We start from the raw sequence: 18,518 nt of genomic DNA on the forward strand, positions 1-18,518 counted from the left end.
AAATAACCCATAGCACTACTCATTTGCAATATATGACCAGCAGATATGTGAGCAATCTCATGTGCTAATATACCAAGCAGGACATAAGGTTTAGCCGAATATTGTAAAGTCCTAAATGAATGAAGATACTGTTATTGTTAATTACAAAAGCATTAATCGAATTGTCATTAATTATAAAAACTTTTATTTGGTCATGATCACAATACCTGCAGCAGAAAATAAAGGTTGCGCTAGCTCTTTCACTATTGCTTCCACTTCACTATCTCTAATAATGTTAATAGAGTAAGCATTATTATAATATGCAAAAAAGAACAATAAGGTCAAAAACTTAGCAATTCTAAACATGAAAATTCTGTGCTTGTATAATTTATAGGAATTCTATATTTTAACACTTAAATTATACAAATTTATAAACGCTAGTTTAATTTTTTAAACGTAACTGATAAGTTTGTCGATGGTAGTTAACTTAATTTTATGTTGTTCAGCAAATTTAAGTAACTGAGGTAAGCGCATCATAGAGCCATCATCATTCACCAATTCACACCCTACAGCTGCATGACTAAAGCCAACTAACTTTGCTATTTCAACACTTGCTTCAGTATGACCATTGCGTGCTAAAACCCCACCATCATTTGCAATAATAGGAAAAACATGTCCTGGAGTGATAATATCGTCCTTAGTACTCTTTTCATCAATGGCAGTAAGTATCGTATGCGTTCTATCATGAGCAGAAACACCTGTTGTAATGCCATAACGCGCATCAATTGACGTAGTAAATGCAGTATGAGGAGTAAGCTTTTCATCTACATTGCTCTTCCTCATAAACTCAAGATTTAGTTTATTCATATGAAGCTTTGTCATAGCTAAAAATACAATACCAGTACCGTACCTAACCATAAAAGCCATATGCTCTGGCTTTATTTTCTCAGCTAAGACAATTAAATCACCTTCATTTTCTCTATTTTCATCATCAACTAAAATAAATAACTTACCGGAACGAGCATCCTCTAATACATCTTCCACAGAAGAAATACCGGGTAGACTCATTGAAGCATAAGTGGCCTGTACCATAATAATTTACTTAAATTCAATCTTAACTATTTTATACAATTTCTCTCCATTTGGCACTGTCACTTCCACATACTCACCGACTTTTTTGCCGATTAAGGCACTCCCGAGTGGTGAACTAGTAGATATTAACTGCTTTGAAACATCAGCTTCATATTCGCCTACAACCTTATAAACATATTCCACTTCACCGTTATTATCACTTAACATGCTTAATGTCACAGTTGCACCAAACATTACTGAATCACCAGACAAATTTTTTACTTCTATTACTTCCGCATGTGAGAGCTTACTTTCTATCTCCATTATACGGCCTTCAATAAAACCTAACTTTTCCCGTGCTGCATGATACTCTGCATTTTCAGACAAATCACCTTGATCACGAGCATCAGAAATAGCCTGTATCACAGAAGGTTTTTCTTCCTTTAATTTTTCAAGTTCGGCTTGCATATTCTCAAAACCTTCCCTCGTCATAGGAAATTTATTAATAATGGATGAAGCCATAATCACCACCTAAACGCAATTAAATTGAGTAACGAAATTACTCACAATGTTAAAAATATCACCTTTTATATCATCACTCATGTCATTTGACAACTTTTTTAAAACCTCAGGGTGTACAGTACGAAAATAATTAATAAGATCATGTTCAAATTTATTAATGTAACTTATTTGTATTTTACTTAACTGATTATATAGGTTAGAAAAAATATACATCAGCACTACTTGCTCTTCTATTGACATAGGTAAATGTTGCTTTTGCTTTAATAACTCGACAAGATATTTACCCTTATTCAAGGATAATTGAACACTAGCATCAAGATCAGAGCCAAATTTTGCGAAATCTTCTAATTCTCTATATTGAGCTAAACTTAGCTTTATAGAACCAGCAACTTTTTTTACAGATTTCAATTGTGCAGCAGAACCAACTCGCGAAACTGATAAACCTATATTCACTGCAGGGCGAAATCCTTTATAAAATAATTCAGACTCGAGAAAGATTTGTCCATCGGTAATTGAAATAACGTTTGTTGGCACATATGCAGATACATCACCAGCTTGAGTTTCGATGATTGGCAAAGCAGTTAAAGACCCCTGCCCTTTTTCATCAGACATTTTAGCAGCTCTTTCAAGCAAGCGAGAATGTACGTAGAATATATCTCCAGGGTAAGCCTCACGACCAGGAGGACGTCTCAATAATAAAGACATCTGCCTATATGCCACAGCATGCTTAGATAAATCATCATACACAACCAAACAATGCATTCCATTGTCACGGAAAAATTCCCCAATAGTGCAACCAGCATAGGGTGCTAAAAATTGCATAGGCGCGCAGTCAGATGCACTAGCCACAACTACAGTTGTATACTCTAATGCTCCGCTTTCTTTCAGCTTATTTACCACTTTTGCTACTGTTGAAATTTTTTGTCCAATAGCAACATAAACACAGTAAACTTTGTGATTTTCGTTTACCTCATCGTTAATCTTCTTCTGATTGATAATAGTATCAAGCGCAATAGTAGTTTTACCAATTTGTCTATCGCCAATAATTAATTCACGTTGCCCTCTACCTATTGGAATTAGCAAGTCTATAATTTTAATTCCTGTTTGCAGCGGTTCATGCACAGATTTACGCTCAATAATGCCCGGAGCTTTAGACTCTATATCCATCCTATTTTTGGTTCTAATTTCTCCGCAACCATCTATAGGTTGACCTAATGCATTTACAACTCTCCCTAATAATTCATACCCTACAGGCACTTGCACAACATCACCACTACATTTTACGATATCGCCTTCTTTCACATCGCGATCATTACCAAGCAGCACTATTCCAGCTATATCATGATCTAAATCAAGAACTATTCCTTCTACACCGCTTGCAAAAAATACCTTTTCACCGAATTTTGCTTTTTCCAGCCCATAAACCAATGCGATACCATCTGTTACTGAAATTACTTCACCTATATTTTCCCGCTTTATAGGATTATCAAACGTCTCAACCTTTTCTCTTATTATACTTGCTATCTCAGAAACATTCATACTGTTCTTCATACAAAATTCCTTACTTTTAATATTTCCATTTTACTTAAGTCAACTAACCTATCTAAGTAACTTTTTAGCGAAGCATCGATCAAATTAAAACCATACCTAACTACGAAGCCACCTAGTATAGAAGGGTCAACCACATCACTTACTTTTATTATTTTACCAAGAAAGCTCAAAGATTCAGTAATTATTTTTATATCAGATTCCTTTAAAGTTTCTGCTGACTTTATAGTAATTTCGAACTCATTTTCATTTTCTTTTGCAAGACTTAAGAATTTTTCTAATATAAGGATCAATAAACTAGAGCGTTTATTTGCAAATATAACCATAATAAATTTTACTAAATTCTCACTCAAGTGCTCATTTATAGAAAGCATCACTTCTTTTTTGTGTGCAAAAGAAATCATAGGATGAGATAGGTACACAAAAACATCACGTTGATCCTTAAAAAAAGCCAACAAAAATTCTACTTCTTTCCTTACAACACCTAACCTGCTTCCTGAGACATAAAACAGCACTCTAGCGTAAGATGAAACTAAATTATTGTATTGGGTCTTTTTCATATTAAATCCAGTAAATCTAAATTAATTCAGCTACAAATCTTTCATTCTTCAATCCAAGCATTTTTTATATAAACAGGTCTTCTCTTTAAGGAAAGAAAATATAAATCATATCTGACTGAATAATCTAAAAAACTAAGGTTTTTACTTAAGAAATACTTAGAAGAATTTATAATAGACTGACATTGAAGATGAGATATCGGTATTTCTTTTCCAAGTAAACTTGTTTTAACTTCTATAAAAATCAGCTCCTTTTTTTTAGATACAATTAAGTCAATTTCACCGAACTTACAACGGTAACGGCGTTTTATAACATTATACCATTTCAGTTTTAAATATACTAAAACTAATAACTCGCCAAAGTAACCTACAAAGTAGCGTAACCTACTTACCACAAGAAGAACAATTATATTAACTTTGTGTAACTACTTTGCCTCCTTCTCTATTTTTACTATAAACTTTGCCTCTTGCCGCAATATCCCTATCAACCAGTTCTATCACTGCCATTGAAGCGCAATCACCCTCTCGAGTGCTAAATTTTATTATTCTAGAATACCCACCTTTACGATCTTGATAACGGCTGGCTAAGACGTTTAATAACTTATCAACTGCTAACTTACTATTATGAAGGCGTGAAAGCAAAAGTCTTCTACCATGTAAAGTATTCTTATTCTTAGCAATTGTAATAAACTTTTCGACATATGGACGAAGTTCCTTAGCTTTTGGTAAAGTAGTTACAATCTGCTCATGGTTAATTAACGAGATAGATAGATTCTTTAACATCGATAATCTATGTTCAGTGCAACGAGATAGTTTACGTTTTTTTATTCCATGTTTCATATATCACCTAATCTTCATCAGTATGTTGTTTAGCCAACTCATCTATATCCTTAGGCGGCCAGTTTAGCACATTCATACCCAAAGACAAGCCAAAATTAGTTAAAACTGCCTTAATCTCATTCAAAGACTTTCTGCCAAAATTAGCAGTTCTTAACATTTCACCTTCTGTCTTTTGCACAAGATCACCTATATAAGTAATGTTTTCATTTTTCAGACAGTTATGAGACCTGACAGATAATTCCATTTCATCTACCTTACGCAATAAGACAGGGTCATAACCCAAATCTTTAGCACTACTAGACGAAGCAACCTGCGATTTTTTATAACTCACATCAGAACTAATAAAGGGCTGAAGTTGCTCCTGTAATATTCTTGCAGCAGAGTCAACAGCTTGACTCGGAGAGATTGTACCATCAGTTTCAATTGACAATATCAGCTTATCCTTATCAGTCACTTGGCCAACACGACTGTTCTCTATCCTGTACGAAACCCTATTGACAGGGCTATACAAAGCATTAACTGGAATAAAACCAATTAAATCCTGTTCACTCATAAGCTTCAAAAGTTCATTTTCTTTATACTTAGTTATAGGAAGATAACCTTTTCCGCTAGCCACATATATGGTCATGTTAAGTTCTACATTTTGACCCAGCGTACATATTAATAAATCTTTATTAACAATAGAGCATTGATCATCAGTTTCTATCATCCCAGCCAGTACCTTGCAAGGCCCTTTAGCGTTTAAATTTAAGCATTTATTAGAAGCACCATTTAATTTACACCTCAACATGCCCATATTTAATACTATATCAGTTACGTCTTCTCTCACCCCTTGAATTGAAGTAAACTCATGAGTTACACCTTCAATTTTTATTCCATAAACAGCACTACCTTTAAGAGAAGATAACATTACACGTCTTAACGCATTACCTAATGTTAAAGCAAAACCACTTTCCAACGGTTCTAGCACTATATCACTTTTTTCACTTGAATCATCTGATATTACCTTAACTGAACTAGGTTTAATCAATTTATCTAAATTGCTACAGAGAGAAACATCATTATTATAATACATAAAATAACCTTTTCAAATATCCTATACTCTTCTTTTTTTTCTTAACCTGCACCCATTATGAGGAATTGCGGTTTTATCTGCAATTGAAGTCACAGTCAACCCACAGCCCTGAAGTGCTTTAACCGCAGCTTCGGTACCAAAGCCAGGACCACGAATTATTACAGAGACAACCTTCATACCAAATCTCTCCATTGCCTTCTTCGCAGCAGCCTCCGCAGCCTTACCTGCAGCATAAGGTGTGGATTTTCTCGAACCTGAAAAACCACATGCACCCACAGAAGTTTGACATAGCGTATTACCATGAACATCAGTTACATTTACAAAAGTATTATTAAAAGTTGCACAAATATGAACAACACCAGTAATAAACTCTTTTGTACTCTTACCAACCGTTTTGACTTTTTTCATTAAAACTCACAATAATAATAAATTTTATTTTTTCCCAGCAATAGGCAACCGAGATCTACCTTTACGAGTCTTAGCATTAGTATGAGTCCTTTGCCCTCTCACAGGTAAACCTTTTCTATGTCTCACTCCTCTATAGCACCCCATTTCCACTAAAGATTTTATGTTCATAGCTACTTCTTTTCTGAGCTCACCTTCTATAGCATAATTTTGCCTAATGAAATTGCTGATCTTTTCTATATCTTCATCTCGTAATTCTGCAACACGTTTGCGCTTATCAATTTCACAAGCAGAACAAACTATATTCGCAGTAGTAATACCTATACCATATATATAAGTTAATGCAAAAGGAATACATTTCTTCACTGGAACATTTATGCCTGCAATACGTGCCACTGGTACCTCGATACTTTATTAATAACAATTCTTAATTTATACCATAAAACAACTCAAAGTCAAATCAAATTACAAGAAATTTTACTTTCAATCTCTTGCGTTACCTCATCAACACTCAAATTAGCGTCAATTGTTAATAATTTGCCTTTATAATACTCGCGTAAATCTTTCATTTGAAGGTGATATTCACTTATTCTCTTATTAATTGCAGACATATCAGCATCATCAATTCTTTTCTCTAACTTCGTACTTTTACACTTAGCACAAGTAGTACTCTTAAAAGAAGATACACTATATATACTTTTACAGTCCAAACACGCAAGACGATTTTTTAATCTATCGATTGCAATATTATCGTCAAGCTGCAGCTCAATCACAATATCAACATCCCTATTATATTTTTCTTGCAAAACTTGAGTTAAAAAATGAGCCTGGTTTAAATTTCTCGGAAAACCATCTAATAAGCAATTATCATCCACTAATGCAAGCTGGTCACGTAATAATTCACATATAATTTCATCTTGAATTAAATTACCAGATTCCACAGTACCCTTTATTTTTTTACCTAACTCACTACTGCTAGATATAATATTCCTTAATAAATCCCCCACTGAAATTAATTTTAAATTATATTTTGCTATTAACAAGCTTGACTGAGTACCTTTACCAGAACCTGGAGGACCAAAAATCGTAATGATCACCTTACTTTCCTCGTTTTAGACTCATATTTCTTTATCCAGCTATCGTACCTATTCGAAAAAATATAGGATTGTATTTGCATAATAGTATCAGTAATAACATTAACTATAATCAGCAAGCTCGTTCCACCAAAAATAAATGGTATATCATAATAATATCTCATAACTTCAGGTACAGTACATATGACTACCAAATACGCAGAACCAATGAATGTCAACCTAAAAACTATATCTTGAAGGTAATCAGAAGTATGTTTCCCAGGCCTTCTACCAGGTATAAAACCACCATTTTTTTTAAGAAAATCGGCATTTTCCTCTGGATTAAATATAAAACTGGTATAGAAAAAATTAAAAAATACTATAAGCGCCAAATAGGCTACAATATATACTACTTTATTTGCCATAAAGTAATTCAAAATAAAATCAGAAAAAGCGTGCCCCTTATAGAAATTTGCAATTGAAATAGGTGTCAATAAAATTGCATTAGCAAAAATAGTTGGTACTACACCAGATAAATTAATCTTCAATGGAATATAAGTAAAATCGTCATTATGTAATCTTTTAAATTGCTTTTTAGGATATTGAACAATAACTTTTCTATAAGAAGACTCTACAAAAATGATTAAGAGTAGCAGTAAAAAAAACAATATCAAAACAAAAAGGATAATAAATAACGATACGCTACCGTTTTTATTTAACGTTAACAGAGATGACAAAGCGCTGTGTAACTCTGATATTATGCCCGTGAAAATGATTAATGAGATACCATTGCCTATACCGCTAGCGCTGATTCTTTCACCAAGCCATATTAAAAGCATAGTTCCACCTAAAAGGCTGAAAACACCTATTGTACGAAACATAACACCAGGTTCGATTACAACCAATACCCCTTCCCTATTCATCCCTTCCAATCCAATCAAAATTGGAATTGATTGAAATGCACAAATTACTATGGTCAGATAGCGTATATAAGAATTCATCTTTCTACGGCCTGACTCTCCATCATTCTTAATTTCCTTCATTCCTTTAATCGCAGAAGAAAGTAACTGAATAATGATAGAAGCCATTATATATGGCATAACGTTCAATGCTAGAATTGTCATTCTAGCCAATGCACCACCAGAAAATAAATTAAATACTCCAAAAACGCCTGAGCCATCTTTGGGAAATATATCATTAATTACATCAAGATTAATTCCAGGAATAGGCACATAAGTACCCAAGCGATAGCAAATTAAAGCTATTAGCGTAAAAAATATACGCTTTAATAAATCGCCTTTATATAACAACGTAGGATCCAAGCTATTAAATGCTGATTTACTGCTCATGATTTACGATAGTATTTCCACACTACCACCAACTGAAGCTACAGATTTTTTTGCAGCTTCTGACGCAAAATCAACATGAAACACAAATTTTTCGCTCAACTTACCTTTATTAAGAAGTTTGATTTTATCCTTAATAGACTTTATAAAACCTAATTTATACAGCCTCTCCTTATCTATAACAGAGTCTTTCACTATTTTTTTAGCTTCCATTAAGCGCTGTATATCGCCAACATTAATTATAGAGTATATGTTCCTACGTATAGGCTTAAAACCTCTTTTAGGCAAACGAGTATATATAGACTGTTGTCCACCCTCAAAACCATTTATGGAAACTCCACTTCTAGCCTTCTGCCCTTTATGCCCTCTACCGGATGTTTTACCTTTACCACAACCGATACCTCTACCCAACAACTTAGGCTTCTTTTTCTTAGATAATTTAGTAAATATAGAGTTTAATTTTACAGCATTATTCATACTTTACCTGTTTCCAACTATCTCGCTAATCTTTTTGCCTCTTTTGCTTGCTACCTGACGAGGAGATAACATACTATCAAAAGCCTTAAACACCGCACATATAACGTTATGAGGATTATTTGATCTAGTAGATTTAGCTACTACATCCTTTATACCTAACACCTCAAAAACTGACCTAATCGCTCCACCAGCAATAATACCTGTTCCGGCTTTTGCGGTTCTTAAAACTATTTCACCAGAACAAAATTTAGCTTTAATATCATGATGCAAAGTTCTACCTTCACGCAAGTACACTCTAATCATCGATTTCTTTGCAGCATTTACAGCTTTGACTCTTGCTTCAGCAACTTCTGCGTGCTTACCTATTCCACATCCTACCCTACCCTTCCCATCGCCAACAACAACCAAAATTGAAAATGAAAATCTTCTGCCACCTTTGGTAACCGTTGTTACTCTTCGTACCGAAACTAAAAGCTCTGATAAATCATTATTATTTTGTAAATTCTTTATAGCCATATTCAAAACCTTCTAAAATTCAAATCCAGAACTTCTTAAAGCCTCAGCAAATTGAGAAACTAATCCTGTATATTTATACGCTCCACGATCAAATACTAGCTTTTGTTCTAATTTCAAACCAGATAAGCGCTCAATCATTAAAGAAGAAACCTGTTTTATAGTTTCAGCGTTGACTTTCCCTTTACATACATCCTTAATTTTAGCATCCAAAGTAGAAGCTGAAGTGAGAGTTACTCCTTTTACATCATTAATTAACTGGACATAAAAATGCCTATTAGATTTAAATATGGATATACGCAAACGTTCAGCGCTCTTGTCAAGCTTCGCTCTATTACGCAACTTCCTTTTTTCATAGTTACTTAAAAAATTATATAACCTTCTCATCTTAATTACTTCTTTTTACTTACAACTTTACGCAACATAAATTTACCCTTTATTACAACACCCTTACCTTTATAAGGATCATATTTTCTAATTTTGCATATATCAGACGCCACCATATAGACCTTCTGCTTATCCATACCACTAACTACTAAGTGAGTTGGTTTTATGCACTTAATCTCAACATCTTTAGGCACTTTATATTTAACATTATGGCTATAACCAAGATACAAAGTCAAATACTTCCCATCACACTCTGCTTTATACCCAACACCGCTTATCTCAAGATCAACAGAAAAATCATCAACCATGCCGTTAATGATATTATTAATATTACTCCTATAAGTGCCCCACATAGGCTTTATTTTATCATAATTATCTTTATCTTGATCAACAGAAAGCAATAGCTGATTATCAATAATCTGACACACAACATCCCTGATCAAGCTAACTTCTTTTTCAGCCTTAGCACTCTTTATTAACATACTACCATTATTATATTCAACTGAAACACCAGCAGGAATATTGATGGGCGCAGCACCTATACGAGACATAAATTTCTCCTATTACTTAAAACACACGACACAAAACTTCTCCACCAACCTTTAACTTATGTGCATTATAATCAGTCATCACTCCTTTGGGTGTCGATATAATAAAAATACCAAGACCGTTATATGCTTTAGAAATGTCCTTACACTTAGAATAACGACGACAACCAGGCTTTGACACCCTAACTATGTCACTAATTACAGGTGACTTCTCATAATACTTCAATTTTACAATGAAAGAAGGTAAATTATCTACAACTTGCTTTTCATAATCAAGGATATACCCTTCATCTTTTAAAATCTCCAGTATAGAAGAATTCACTTTAGAAAACAACACTCTTGTTGTTCTATGCATTGCTAATTGAGCATTACGTATCCTTGTTAAAAAATCACCAATACTATCAGATAACGCCACAATATACTCCTTATATTATATTCACCAACTAGACTTTGTAACTCCTGGAACTTGCCCAAAAGAACATAAATCACGCAAAACAATTCTACATAAACCAAACTTTCTATACACTCCTCTTGGTCTCCCAGTTAAAGCACACCTATTTCTAATCCTAACCTTAGAGGAATTTCTAGGCAACTTTTTAATTAACTTATTTTGAGCTGCAAACCTTTCACCAATAGATAAATCCTTATTATTTATTATAGATTTCAATTTTTCTCTTTTTTCTTTATATTGACCGCACAGCTTTATTCTGCGAAGATTTCTTTCTATCATAGATTTTTTTGCCATATATTTCTTCTCTCAATTAATCAAAAAAAGGAAATTTAAGAGCCAGTAATAATTCCTTTGCTTCCTTATCACTAACTGCACTTGTTATAATATTAATATCCATACCTCTAATTTTACTTATTTTATCATAATCTATTTCTAAAAACGAGATATGTTCCTTTATACCAAAGGAAAAATTACCATTACCGTCAAATTGCTTCACACTAAATCCTCTAAAATCTTTTTCCCTTGGCAAAGCAATATATATCAATCTTTCTAAAAACTCATACATTTTATCTCTACGCAAAGTTACTTTGCAACCTACTGTAGCACCTTTTCTGATCTTGAAGCCAGAAATAGATTTTTTTGCAAAAGTTGATAAAGGCTTCTGTCCAGCAATCAAATATAGGCTATCAAGTGGTTCATTTATTGCTTTATTATCTGCAGCAGCATCTCCAACGCCCATATTGATACACACCTTGACAAGTTTAGGCACTTGCATTATATTGCCGTAATTAAACTTATCCTTTAAGGACTTTACTATGCTATCTTTATACAATTCTTTAAACATATCAACCTAATCTATCACTTCTCCAGAAACTTTTGCAAAACGCACTTTTCTACCGTCTATAACCTTAAACCCCACTCTAGTTGGAGTTTTATATTTAGGGTCCAATGTCGCAACGTTGGATATATCAATAGCCAACTCTTTATTTAATATACCACCACTACTACCAGCTTTTGGTTTAGTATGTCTCTTATGCACATTCACTCCAGAAACAATTATTTTCTTTTTAGCATCACGTGCTATAACTTTGATTACCTTACCAATTTTTCCCTTATCTTTACCAGTTAAAACTACAACGTCATCACCACTTTTTATTTTAGCACTCATTATAAAACCTCAACAGCTAATGACATTATCTTCATAAAAGAACCAGATGATAACTTTTTTACCGGACCAAACACCCGAGTGCCAAGTGGTTCACCTTGATCGTTAATCAAAACCACAGCATTGCTAGAAAAACGAATAACAGAACCATCAGATTTTCTAATAGGGCTTTTCACCCTCACCACAACTGCTCTATATACTTTTCCCTTCTCAACCTTCCCTCTTGGAGTAATAGATTTAGTAGATACAATAACTGTGTCACCTATAGATGCAGATTTTCTACCACCCAATAAACCAATACAAAGCACTGCACGCGCACCAGAATTATCAGCTACTTCCAACAATGTATTTTTTTGAATCATATAAATATCCTATTCAATGTGAGCTATTAACAACAACCCATTTTTTAGTAGTAGAAATAGGCTTGTGTTCTTGTATTAAAACCTTGTCCCCTTCTTTACAACTATTATTCTCATCATGTGCTGTATACTTCTTGTATTTTTTTATAACCTTTTTATACAGCTCATCCTTATACACTTGTAATACCGAAACCTTTACAGTCTTATCACTCTTAGCCTTAGTTACAGTACCACAAAAAACCTTTTTAGGCATTCTTTTCCTCTCCTTTTCTTTCATTTAATGCAGTTAGAATACGAGCTATGCTCTTTTTTATCAAACCAAAACGCGAAATATTGTTGCACTGCCCTAATTTTTTTTGAAAAACCAAATTAACAAACTCCTTTCTCAAATTGACGAGAATCTCATGTAATTCCTGCGAAGATCTTGACCTAATATCAGCTATATCCATTGCAACTCCATTTAATTATGATTAGATACAAATTTACACTTCATAGGAAGCTTAGCGGTTGCCTTTTCAAGCGCCAATCTTGCTAAATGCATGGGAACATCACTGCTAATTTCAAACAACATTCTACCGGGCTTAGCTTTAAACACCCAAAATTCAACACTACCTTTTCCCTTACCCATACGTACATCTGCCGGCTTTTTACTAACAGGGGTATCAGGAAAAATTCTTATCCACACTTTACCAGAGCGTTTTAATGTTCTAGATATTACACGCCTTGCGGTTTCAATATGTTTGGATTGAATCCTACCTGCTTCTACAGCTTTTAAGCCATAATCCCCAAAAGATAATGTGCTACCACCCTTCGTATTACCCTTAATTCGTCCTTTAAATACTTTTTTATATTTACTTTTTTTGGGAACAAACATTTCAATATACCTAATTAGTTACCAATATAAACCCAGACCTTAACTCCTATGATGCCATATATAGTTTTTGCTTCACAAAAAGCATAATCTATATTAGCACGTAAAGTGTGTAAAGGCAAACGACCTTCTTTATACCATTCAGTACGAGCTATCTCAGCTCCGCCAAGGCGCCCAGAACAACTTACTTTAATACCTCTAGCACCCATCCTCAAACAACTTTGAATAGCTTTTTTCATCGCTCTTCTAAATGAAACCCTTTTTTCTAACTGTTGTGCAATGCTGCTTGATATTAAAACTGCATCTATTTCAGACCTTTTAACCCCTACTACATTCACTTCCACATTATTTTTTACTTTTTCAGCTATTTTTTGCTTCATCTTCTCAATATCTGAGCCTTTCTTACCTATTATCACTCCAGGTCTAGAAGAATGTATTATTACAGACACCAAATCGATCGTACGCTCTATAATTACTTTAGAAACACCAGCATGCTTAAAAGATTCATTTATATAACTGCGAATAGATAAATCTTGATGCAACCCTTGTTTATAACCCTTCTCAGCATACCAAACAGATGACCAAGTATTAATTATTTTTAACCTAAATCCTTTAGGATTAACGTTTCCCATACTTTTGCACTTTCCTTATTAATTTTCTATTTTTATGAATCATATAATTTCCCCCAATTTTACAGTTATATTACTATAACGTTTACTAACTCTATTAGCTCTACCCATAGCTTTTGGACATACCCTACGCAAAGTAAGAGACTTACCTATTAAAATTTCTTTTATATATAAATTATCGATATCCAATCCATAATTTTGAGCATTAGCAATCGCAGAATTTAATACCTTCCTTATAAGACCCGCAGCTTTCTTTTCACAAAATCTTAATTGCACGGTGGCAAAAGAAACTTTTTTATTACGTACTAAACCAGCAACCAAATTCAACTTACGAGGAGTTGATTTTAAAACCCTAGAACCAGCTTTAACTATTACATCTCTGTTTTTCATATCAATTACCTTCTTGTCGCCTTTTTATCACCACTATGCCCAGTAAATTTACGAGTGGGCGAAAATTCACCAAACTTATGACCTATCATATTCTGATCATTAACATTAACGGGAATGTAATCCTTACCATTATAAACAGCAAACTTTAAACCCAAACAATTAGGAAGAATTACAGAAGCCCTGGAATGAAATTTTATAGGCATGTTAACAAACCCCTTGTTTAAAGCATTATTCACCGACTTTAATATAGAAGGATGACAAAAAGGAGGCTTCCACGCAGATCTACTCATAAATTATCCTTTTAATTGTTTTATATATTTGTTACTAGCTTTATTTTTCTTTCTAGTTTTCTTTCCTTTTGTTGCAACACCCCAAGGAGTAACAGGATGACGACCACCAGAGGTTTTTCCTTCCCCGCCTCCATGAGGATGGTCAACTGGATTCATCGCAACCCCACGCACAGTAGGTCTAATTCCAAGCCACCTACTTCTCCCAGCTTTACCCAGCTTTCTATTCTTATGATCAGGATTAGATACTACACCAATAGTAGCCTTGCAAGAAGATAAAATCAACCTAATTTGACCAGACCTAAGTCGCAATAAAACATATTGGCCATCACGACCAACGATTTGTGCATAACAACCAGCAGCTCTAGCAATCGCAGCACCATTACCTGGCTTCAGCTCAACATTATGAACGAAAGAACCAACAGGTATATACTTAAGTAGCAAACAATTACCTGGCAAAATATCAGCATCATTTCCAGCTGTAACAACATCGCCAGGCTTCATACCTTGAGGAGCTAATATATAAGACTTAATATCATCTTCCTTATATGATATTAACGCTAAAAACCCACTTCTATTTGGATCATACTCTATTTTTTCAACTATACCCTGACCACTTCTATTACGCTTAAAATCTATCACTCTATATTTCTTTTTGTGACCACCACCCCTATGATAAGTTGTAATTCTACCATAATTATTTCTTCCACCACTGGACTTCTTACCACATGTAAGAGATTTTTCTGGCTTATCTTTTGATAAACCAACTTTACTTACTAACACAGTCCCACGAGAAGACGGAGTAACAGGATTAAAAAACTTCATACCCATATTAAACACTCATTATATCTAATTTTTGACCATCTATCAAAGAAAAATAAACTTTCTTTCTCTGTTTTTCACAACCAATCACACCTCTGAAACGCCTATATTTAGGCTTAATACTAACAACATTTATAGAAGAAATTTTAACATCAAATAGAGACTCTATTGCCAACTTTATTTGACGCTTATTTACATTTACAAAAACATACAAAGAATATTTATTAAACTTCTCCCTCAAAAAAGAGGCCTTTTCTGTAATTATAGGAGATTTTATTATACTATTATATTTAATCATAACAATCTACCTTCAAGATGCTTTAAAGTATCTTTTGTTAACATCACACATTCGTGATTCAATATATCGAAGACATTTAACCCAATAGGTTTGATTAAATCTACATAATGCAAATTTCTAACAGCACGCAACAAATTATCTTCATAATCACCAACTATCAAAAAGGAAGAAAATTTAAAATTTTTAATACATTCACACATTTCAGATGTTTTCTTCACATCAATATTTAAATTATCCAGAATAATTACTTGATTGTTTAAATACTTTAGAGATAAAGCAATTTTTAAACCAAATTTGCGTACCTTCTTATTAAGAGAATAAGTATGACTCCTCACAACAGGGCCAAAAATAATCCCACCACCTCTAAATTGAGGAGATCGCAAGCTCCCTTGTCTTGCCCTACCGGTACGTTTTTGACCATAAGGTTTAGCTGTTGTACCAGAAACATCACTGATACCTTTTGTTTTATGAGTACCAGCTCTTCTCTTCGCTAATTGCCATCTCACTATATCATGCAAAATACTCAATTTTTGCTTAGCAGAAAATATCAAAGGATTGAGCTGAGCAGTACCTACATTATTATTAGATAGATTAACTAAATTACATTCCATAACTAACTCACCAAATTACTAGCATCATCATTTGCATCTAACAGCAGACCCACCGGAAAAGGAACATCTTTATGTAAAGATTTTTTAACTGCATCTCTTACAAAAACACAAGAATTTTTAAATCCAGGAACATTGTTACCCTTCACAGCAATTATACTATTTTCATGATCAATGGATAATATCTTCATATTTTGCGCAGTTATCCTGCTGTTACCTAAATGACCAGCCATTTTCTTTCCTTTGAATACTCTACCAGGATCCTGACATTGACCAGTAGAACCTTGTGATCTGTGAGCAATAGAAACACCATGAGATGCCCTAAGCCCACTGAAGTTATGCCGCTTCATCACACCAGCAAATCCTTTGCCTATAGAATAACCTGTAATATCAAGATATTGACCAACCACAAAATGATTGATTCCCACTTTTTTACCACATTCTATTCCCGACAAGTCATTTAATCTACTTTCATATAACTTACATTTATTATTTATACCTTTTTTCTTTAAATATTCCAACTGAGGTTTTGCTATATTTTTAAAATCTCCTGTGCCTAAAATGACTGAATTATAGCCACATTTATCTTGTCCTTTTATATCAACAATATAAGTTTCGCTGAGATGTAATAAAGTTACAGCCACGCGACCATTATTAGAGTATATAGCAGTATGACCAATATTTGTCATTAATAAACCAATTCTCCTCAGCGAATTTATTCTCTTCATTTCCTTCTCCTAAACCTTAACTTCCTTGACTTTTAAATCCACTTCTACGCCAGCAGAAAAGGATAAACCCGTAAGCATCTGCATCATAGTAGGAGTAAGATCATGTAAAACAATCAAACGCCTAGAAGTTCTCATTTCAAACTGTTCACGAGATTTTTTATCAACGTGAGGAGATCTATTAACAATAAATTTAGAATCTTTTCTTGGCAACGCAATCGGACCAGATAATTTTGCACTGGACCGCTTTAATTCATCAACAAATTTTCGAACACACTCCTCCAATAAAGAACAATCGAAAGCCTTAATGTTAATATATATATCTTGCTTCATCTTAGTTACTACACTCACTCCAAAATTTCAGAAACAACACCAGAACCAACAGTTCTACCGCCTTCTCTTATCGCAAAACGCAATCCCTTATCCATTGCTATCGGTACTTGCAATTCTACTTCTACACTCACATTATCTCCTGGCATTACCATCTCCTTCCCATCTAGCAATTTTATGCTCCCAGTTACATCCGTCGTCCTTAAATAAAACTGTGGCTGGTAATTCGCAAAAAATGGTGTATGCCTTCCTCCTTCTTCTTTCTTTAATATATAAACCTCCGCCTTAAACTTTCTATGTGGCGTTATCGTCCCAGGTTTTGCTAATACTTGCCCTCTCTCCACTTCTTCTCTTTTTGTTCCTCTCAGCAATATTCCTACATTTAGTCCTGCACTCCCCTTATCCAGCAACTTCTTAAACATTTCTACACCTGTGCATATCGTCTTTTGCGTCGCTTTCAGACCTATTATTTCTATCTCTTCTCCCGTCTTTATCTCCCCCTTTTCTATTCTTCCTGTTACCACCGTTCCTCGCCCCGATATCGAAAATACATCCTCGATTGGCAATAAAAATGGTAAATCCACAGGCCTTGGTGGAACCGCCACATATTCATCTAACTTTTCCATCAATTTGTCTATTGATTTCTTTCCATATTCACTGCTGTCATCCTCCAGCGCCTTGAGTGCTGAACCAACTATCACAGGCACTTCATCCCCTGGAAATCCGTATTTATTTAGCAATTCCCTCACTTCCATTTCTACCAAATCTATCATATCAGCATCAGCAACATCAGCTTTATTTATATACACCACGATATATCCAACACCCACCTGCTTCGCCAGCAATATATGCTCTCTCGTTTGTGGCATTGGCCCATCAACCCCTGACACTACCAATATCGCTGCATCCATCTGTGCTGCACCTACTATCATGTTCTTTACATAGTCAGCGTGTCCAGGACAATCAACGTGTGCATAATGCCTTTTTTCCGTCTGATACTCAACATGCGCTGTTGCTATCGTTATCCCCCTCTTCCTTTCTTCTGGTGCCTTATCTATCTGATCATACGCTACAAAATTCCCATAATGCTTCGTTATCGCCGCTGTTAACGTTGTCTTCCCATGATCCACATGTCCTATTGTTCCCACATTTACATGCGGCTTTCCAAATGCTTCCACTACTGCTGTCATAATTTAAACTTTTCTACCTAAAATACAAATACATCAATAAATAATATGTTGA

At 34.2% G+C, this 18,518-nt stretch carries 32 protein-coding genes and 1 pseudogene; all 33 read right to left on the minus strand.

The features are described 5' to 3' along the window. Positions 1-345, minus strand: a pseudogene (locus NBW39_RS05680) (M48 family metalloprotease); the annotation flags it as partial. An 84-nt stretch (positions 346-429) separates the two neighbouring features. Further along, positions 430-1,071 (minus strand): 3,4-dihydroxy-2-butanone-4-phosphate synthase, encoded by a 642-nt coding sequence (gene ribB / locus NBW39_RS05685; RefSeq protein ID WP_250294819.1) that lies wholly within the window; start codon positions 1,069-1,071, stop codon positions 430-432. Between the two features lie 6 nt (positions 1,072-1,077). Then, the gene (gene greA / locus NBW39_RS05690) at positions 1,078-1,572 is read right to left on the minus strand and encodes a transcription elongation factor GreA (protein WP_250294820.1); all 495 of its coding nucleotides are present in this window, start codon (positions 1,570-1,572) and stop codon (positions 1,078-1,080) included. Between the two features lie 9 nt (positions 1,573-1,581). Beyond that, the gene (gene atpA / locus NBW39_RS05695; RefSeq protein WP_250294822.1) at positions 1,582-3,123 is read right to left on the minus strand and encodes a F0F1 ATP synthase subunit alpha; all 1,542 of its coding nucleotides are present in this window, start codon (positions 3,121-3,123) and stop codon (positions 1,582-1,584) included. Then, the gene (gene atpH / locus NBW39_RS05700) at positions 3,120-3,680 is read right to left on the minus strand and encodes an ATP synthase F1 subunit delta (protein ID WP_250294823.1); all 561 of its coding nucleotides are present in this window, start codon (positions 3,678-3,680) and stop codon (positions 3,120-3,122) included. Before atpH ends, atpA begins: the two co-directional genes overlap by 4 nt. 41 nt (positions 3,681-3,721) lie before the next feature. Further along, positions 3,722-4,072 carry a YraN family protein gene (locus NBW39_RS05705; protein ID WP_012673177.1) on the minus strand — a complete coding sequence of 117 codons (351 nt, stop codon included), beginning with the start codon at positions 4,070-4,072 and terminating at the stop codon, positions 3,722-3,724. 16 nt (positions 4,073-4,088) lie between these two features. Then, positions 4,089-4,517, minus strand: coding sequence for a 50S ribosomal protein L17 (gene rplQ, locus NBW39_RS05710; protein WP_250294825.1), 429 nt, complete (start codon positions 4,515-4,517; stop codon positions 4,089-4,091). Positions 4,518-4,524: 7 nt separating this feature from the next. Further along, complete coding sequence (locus NBW39_RS05715) at positions 4,525-5,592, minus strand: DNA-directed RNA polymerase subunit alpha (protein ID WP_250294826.1); 1,068 nt, start codon at positions 5,590-5,592, stop codon at positions 4,525-4,527. Between the two features lie 21 nt (positions 5,593-5,613). Then, on the minus strand, positions 5,614-6,000 hold the full coding sequence (gene rpsK, locus NBW39_RS05720; protein WP_250294827.1) for a 30S ribosomal protein S11: 387 nt from the start codon (positions 5,998-6,000) through the stop codon (positions 5,614-5,616). Between the two features lie 24 nt (positions 6,001-6,024). After that, entirely contained in the window at positions 6,025-6,393 is a 369-nt protein-coding gene (gene rpsM / locus NBW39_RS05725) for a 30S ribosomal protein S13 (RefSeq protein ID WP_250294828.1), read from the minus strand. Positions 6,394-6,452: 59 nt separating this feature from the next. Then, a complete protein-coding gene (locus NBW39_RS05730; protein ID WP_250294829.1) occupies positions 6,453-7,094 on the minus strand; it encodes an adenylate kinase family protein in 642 nt (213 codons plus the stop codon). Next, positions 7,091-8,419, minus strand: a complete 1,329-nt coding sequence (gene secY, locus NBW39_RS05735; protein WP_250294830.1) for a preprotein translocase subunit SecY — start codon at positions 8,417-8,419, stop codon at positions 7,091-7,093. The genes NBW39_RS05730 and secY overlap by 4 nt, the downstream gene beginning before the upstream one ends. Before the next feature lie 3 nt (positions 8,420-8,422). Further along, complete coding sequence (gene rplO, locus NBW39_RS05740) at positions 8,423-8,893, minus strand: 50S ribosomal protein L15 (protein WP_250294831.1); 471 nt, start codon at positions 8,891-8,893, stop codon at positions 8,423-8,425. A 3-nt stretch (positions 8,894-8,896) separates the two neighbouring features. Continuing rightward, positions 8,897-9,409 carry a 30S ribosomal protein S5 gene (gene rpsE, locus NBW39_RS05745; RefSeq protein WP_250294833.1) on the minus strand — a complete coding sequence of 171 codons (513 nt, stop codon included), beginning with the start codon at positions 9,407-9,409 and terminating at the stop codon, positions 8,897-8,899. A gap of 12 nt (positions 9,410-9,421) precedes the next feature. After that, complete coding sequence (gene rplR, locus NBW39_RS05750; protein WP_250294835.1) at positions 9,422-9,793, minus strand: 50S ribosomal protein L18; 372 nt, start codon at positions 9,791-9,793, stop codon at positions 9,422-9,424. 5 nt (positions 9,794-9,798) lie between these two features. Beyond that, positions 9,799-10,344, minus strand: a complete 546-nt coding sequence (gene rplF, locus NBW39_RS05755) for a 50S ribosomal protein L6 (RefSeq protein WP_250294836.1) — start codon at positions 10,342-10,344, stop codon at positions 9,799-9,801. Positions 10,345-10,360: 16 nt separating this feature from the next. Continuing rightward, positions 10,361-10,756 (minus strand): 30S ribosomal protein S8, encoded by a 396-nt coding sequence (rpsH, locus tag NBW39_RS05760; protein ID WP_250294838.1) that lies wholly within the window; start codon positions 10,754-10,756, stop codon positions 10,361-10,363. A 21-nt stretch (positions 10,757-10,777) separates the two neighbouring features. After that, positions 10,778-11,086, minus strand: coding sequence for a 30S ribosomal protein S14 (rpsN, locus tag NBW39_RS05765; RefSeq protein ID WP_250294839.1), 309 nt, complete (start codon positions 11,084-11,086; stop codon positions 10,778-10,780). Between the two features lie 16 nt (positions 11,087-11,102). Further along, a complete protein-coding gene (gene rplE / locus NBW39_RS05770; RefSeq protein WP_250294840.1) occupies positions 11,103-11,636 on the minus strand; it encodes a 50S ribosomal protein L5 in 534 nt (177 codons plus the stop codon). A gap of 6 nt (positions 11,637-11,642) precedes the next feature. Next, entirely contained in the window at positions 11,643-11,960 is a 318-nt protein-coding gene (gene rplX / locus NBW39_RS05775) for a 50S ribosomal protein L24 (protein WP_370273615.1), read from the minus strand. Further along, complete coding sequence (gene rplN / locus NBW39_RS05780; protein ID WP_006279348.1) at positions 11,960-12,319, minus strand: 50S ribosomal protein L14; 360 nt, start codon at positions 12,317-12,319, stop codon at positions 11,960-11,962. The genes rplX and rplN overlap by 1 nt, the downstream gene beginning before the upstream one ends. Positions 12,320-12,332: 13 nt before the next feature. After that, positions 12,333-12,569 carry a 30S ribosomal protein S17 gene (gene rpsQ, locus NBW39_RS05785; RefSeq protein ID WP_250294841.1) on the minus strand — a complete coding sequence of 79 codons (237 nt, stop codon included), beginning with the start codon at positions 12,567-12,569 and terminating at the stop codon, positions 12,333-12,335. Next, positions 12,562-12,765 carry a 50S ribosomal protein L29 gene (rpmC, locus tag NBW39_RS05790; protein WP_250294842.1) on the minus strand — a complete coding sequence of 68 codons (204 nt, stop codon included), beginning with the start codon at positions 12,763-12,765 and terminating at the stop codon, positions 12,562-12,564. Before rpmC ends, rpsQ begins: the two co-directional genes overlap by 8 nt. 11 nt (positions 12,766-12,776) lie before the next feature. Then, positions 12,777-13,190, minus strand: a complete 414-nt coding sequence (rplP, locus tag NBW39_RS05795) for a 50S ribosomal protein L16 (protein ID WP_250294844.1) — start codon at positions 13,188-13,190, stop codon at positions 12,777-12,779. A 14-nt stretch (positions 13,191-13,204) separates the two neighbouring features. After that, positions 13,205-13,819, minus strand: a complete 615-nt coding sequence (gene rpsC / locus NBW39_RS05800; RefSeq protein ID WP_250294846.1) for a 30S ribosomal protein S3 — start codon at positions 13,817-13,819, stop codon at positions 13,205-13,207. Between the two features lie 39 nt (positions 13,820-13,858). Beyond that, positions 13,859-14,206, minus strand: coding sequence for a 50S ribosomal protein L22 (rplV, locus tag NBW39_RS05805; RefSeq protein ID WP_007549821.1), 348 nt, complete (start codon positions 14,204-14,206; stop codon positions 13,859-13,861). Between the two features lie 5 nt (positions 14,207-14,211). Next, positions 14,212-14,496, minus strand: coding sequence for a 30S ribosomal protein S19 (gene rpsS / locus NBW39_RS05810; RefSeq protein WP_250294847.1), 285 nt, complete (start codon positions 14,494-14,496; stop codon positions 14,212-14,214). Between the two features lie 3 nt (positions 14,497-14,499). Beyond that, entirely contained in the window at positions 14,500-15,324 is an 825-nt protein-coding gene (rplB, locus tag NBW39_RS05815; RefSeq protein ID WP_250294848.1) for a 50S ribosomal protein L2, read from the minus strand. Between the two features lies 1 nt (position 15,325). After that, the gene (locus NBW39_RS05820; protein WP_250294849.1) at positions 15,326-15,613 is read right to left on the minus strand and encodes a 50S ribosomal protein L23; all 288 of its coding nucleotides are present in this window, start codon (positions 15,611-15,613) and stop codon (positions 15,326-15,328) included. Next, positions 15,610-16,224, minus strand: coding sequence for a 50S ribosomal protein L4 (gene rplD, locus NBW39_RS05825; RefSeq protein WP_250294852.1), 615 nt, complete (start codon positions 16,222-16,224; stop codon positions 15,610-15,612). Before rplD ends, NBW39_RS05820 begins: the two co-directional genes overlap by 4 nt. A gap of 2 nt (positions 16,225-16,226) precedes the next feature. After that, entirely contained in the window at positions 16,227-16,949 is a 723-nt protein-coding gene (gene rplC, locus NBW39_RS05830; RefSeq protein ID WP_250294854.1) for a 50S ribosomal protein L3, read from the minus strand. A 9-nt stretch (positions 16,950-16,958) separates the two neighbouring features. After that, complete coding sequence (gene rpsJ / locus NBW39_RS05835; protein ID WP_012673184.1) at positions 16,959-17,279, minus strand: 30S ribosomal protein S10; 321 nt, start codon at positions 17,277-17,279, stop codon at positions 16,959-16,961. Between the two features lie 14 nt (positions 17,280-17,293). Next, complete coding sequence (gene tuf, locus NBW39_RS05840; RefSeq protein WP_250294856.1) at positions 17,294-18,466, minus strand: elongation factor Tu; 1,173 nt, start codon at positions 18,464-18,466, stop codon at positions 17,294-17,296. Positions 18,467-18,518 lie beyond the last annotated feature (52 nt).

Source organism: Wolbachia endosymbiont of Oedothorax gibbosus, from assembly GCF_936270435.1.
Lineage (GTDB): Bacteria > Pseudomonadota > Alphaproteobacteria > Rickettsiales > Anaplasmataceae > Wolbachia.

Bases quoted from the DNA above. Each gene is read 5' to 3' on its own strand.
- ribB (WP_250294819.1), bottom strand. From the start codon at position 1,071: ATGGTACAGGCCACTTATGCTTCAATGAGTCTACCCGGTATTTCTTCT.
- greA (WP_250294820.1), bottom strand. From the start codon at position 1,572: ATGGCTTCATCCATTATTAATAAATTTCCTATGACGAGGGAAGGTTTT.
- atpA (WP_250294822.1), bottom strand. From the start codon at position 3,123: ATGAAGAACAGTATGAATGTTTCTGAGATAGCAAGTATAATAAGAGAA.
- atpH (WP_250294823.1), bottom strand. From the start codon at position 3,680: ATGAAAAAGACCCAATACAATAATTTAGTTTCATCTTACGCTAGAGTG.
- rplQ (WP_250294825.1), bottom strand. From the start codon at position 4,517: ATGAAACATGGAATAAAAAAACGTAAACTATCTCGTTGCACTGAACAT.
- NBW39_RS05715 (WP_250294826.1), bottom strand. From the start codon at position 5,592: ATGTATTATAATAATGATGTTTCTCTCTGTAGCAATTTAGATAAATTG.
- rpsK (WP_250294827.1), bottom strand. From the start codon at position 6,000: ATGAAAAAAGTCAAAACGGTTGGTAAGAGTACAAAAGAGTTTATTACT.
- secY (WP_250294830.1), bottom strand. From the start codon at position 8,419: ATGAGCAGTAAATCAGCATTTAATAGCTTGGATCCTACGTTGTTATAT.
- rplO (WP_250294831.1), bottom strand. From the start codon at position 8,893: ATGAATAATGCTGTAAAATTAAACTCTATATTTACTAAATTATCTAAG.
- rpsE (WP_250294833.1), bottom strand. From the start codon at position 9,409: ATGGCTATAAAGAATTTACAAAATAATAATGATTTATCAGAGCTTTTA.
- rplR (WP_250294835.1), bottom strand. From the start codon at position 9,793: ATGAGAAGGTTATATAATTTTTTAAGTAACTATGAAAAAAGGAAGTTG.
- rplF (WP_250294836.1), bottom strand. From the start codon at position 10,344: ATGTCTCGTATAGGTGCTGCGCCCATCAATATTCCTGCTGGTGTTTCA.
- rpsN (WP_250294839.1), bottom strand. From the start codon at position 11,086: ATGGCAAAAAAATCTATGATAGAAAGAAATCTTCGCAGAATAAAGCTG.
- rplE (WP_250294840.1), bottom strand. From the start codon at position 11,636: ATGTTTAAAGAATTGTATAAAGATAGCATAGTAAAGTCCTTAAAGGAT.
- rplX (WP_370273615.1), bottom strand. From the start codon at position 11,960: ATGAGTGCTAAAATAAAAAGTGGTGATGACGTTGTAGTTTTAACTGGT.
- rplN (WP_006279348.1), bottom strand. From the start codon at position 12,319: ATGATTCAAAAAAATACATTGTTGGAAGTAGCTGATAATTCTGGTGCG.
- rpsQ (WP_250294841.1), bottom strand. From the start codon at position 12,569: ATGCCTAAAAAGGTTTTTTGTGGTACTGTAACTAAGGCTAAGAGTGAT.
- rpmC (WP_250294842.1), bottom strand. From the start codon at position 12,765: ATGGATATAGCTGATATTAGGTCAAGATCTTCGCAGGAATTACATGAG.
- rplP (WP_250294844.1), bottom strand. From the start codon at position 13,190: ATGTTTGTTCCCAAAAAAAGTAAATATAAAAAAGTATTTAAAGGACGA.
- rpsC (WP_250294846.1), bottom strand. From the start codon at position 13,819: ATGGGAAACGTTAATCCTAAAGGATTTAGGTTAAAAATAATTAATACT.
- rplV (WP_007549821.1), bottom strand. From the start codon at position 14,206: ATGAAAAACAGAGATGTAATAGTTAAAGCTGGTTCTAGGGTTTTAAAA.
- rpsS (WP_250294847.1), bottom strand. From the start codon at position 14,496: ATGAGTAGATCTGCGTGGAAGCCTCCTTTTTGTCATCCTTCTATATTA.
- rplB (WP_250294848.1), bottom strand. From the start codon at position 15,324: ATGGGTATGAAGTTTTTTAATCCTGTTACTCCGTCTTCTCGTGGGACT.
- NBW39_RS05820 (WP_250294849.1), bottom strand. From the start codon at position 15,613: ATGATTAAATATAATAGTATAATAAAATCTCCTATAATTACAGAAAAG.
- rplD (WP_250294852.1), bottom strand. From the start codon at position 16,224: ATGGAATGTAATTTAGTTAATCTATCTAATAATAATGTAGGTACTGCT.
- rplC (WP_250294854.1), bottom strand. From the start codon at position 16,949: ATGAAGAGAATAAATTCGCTGAGGAGAATTGGTTTATTAATGACAAAT.
- rpsJ (WP_012673184.1), bottom strand. From the start codon at position 17,279: ATGAAGCAAGATATATATATTAACATTAAGGCTTTCGATTGTTCTTTA.
- tuf (WP_250294856.1), bottom strand. From the start codon at position 18,466: ATGACAGCAGTAGTGGAAGCATTTGGAAAGCCGCATGTAAATGTGGGA.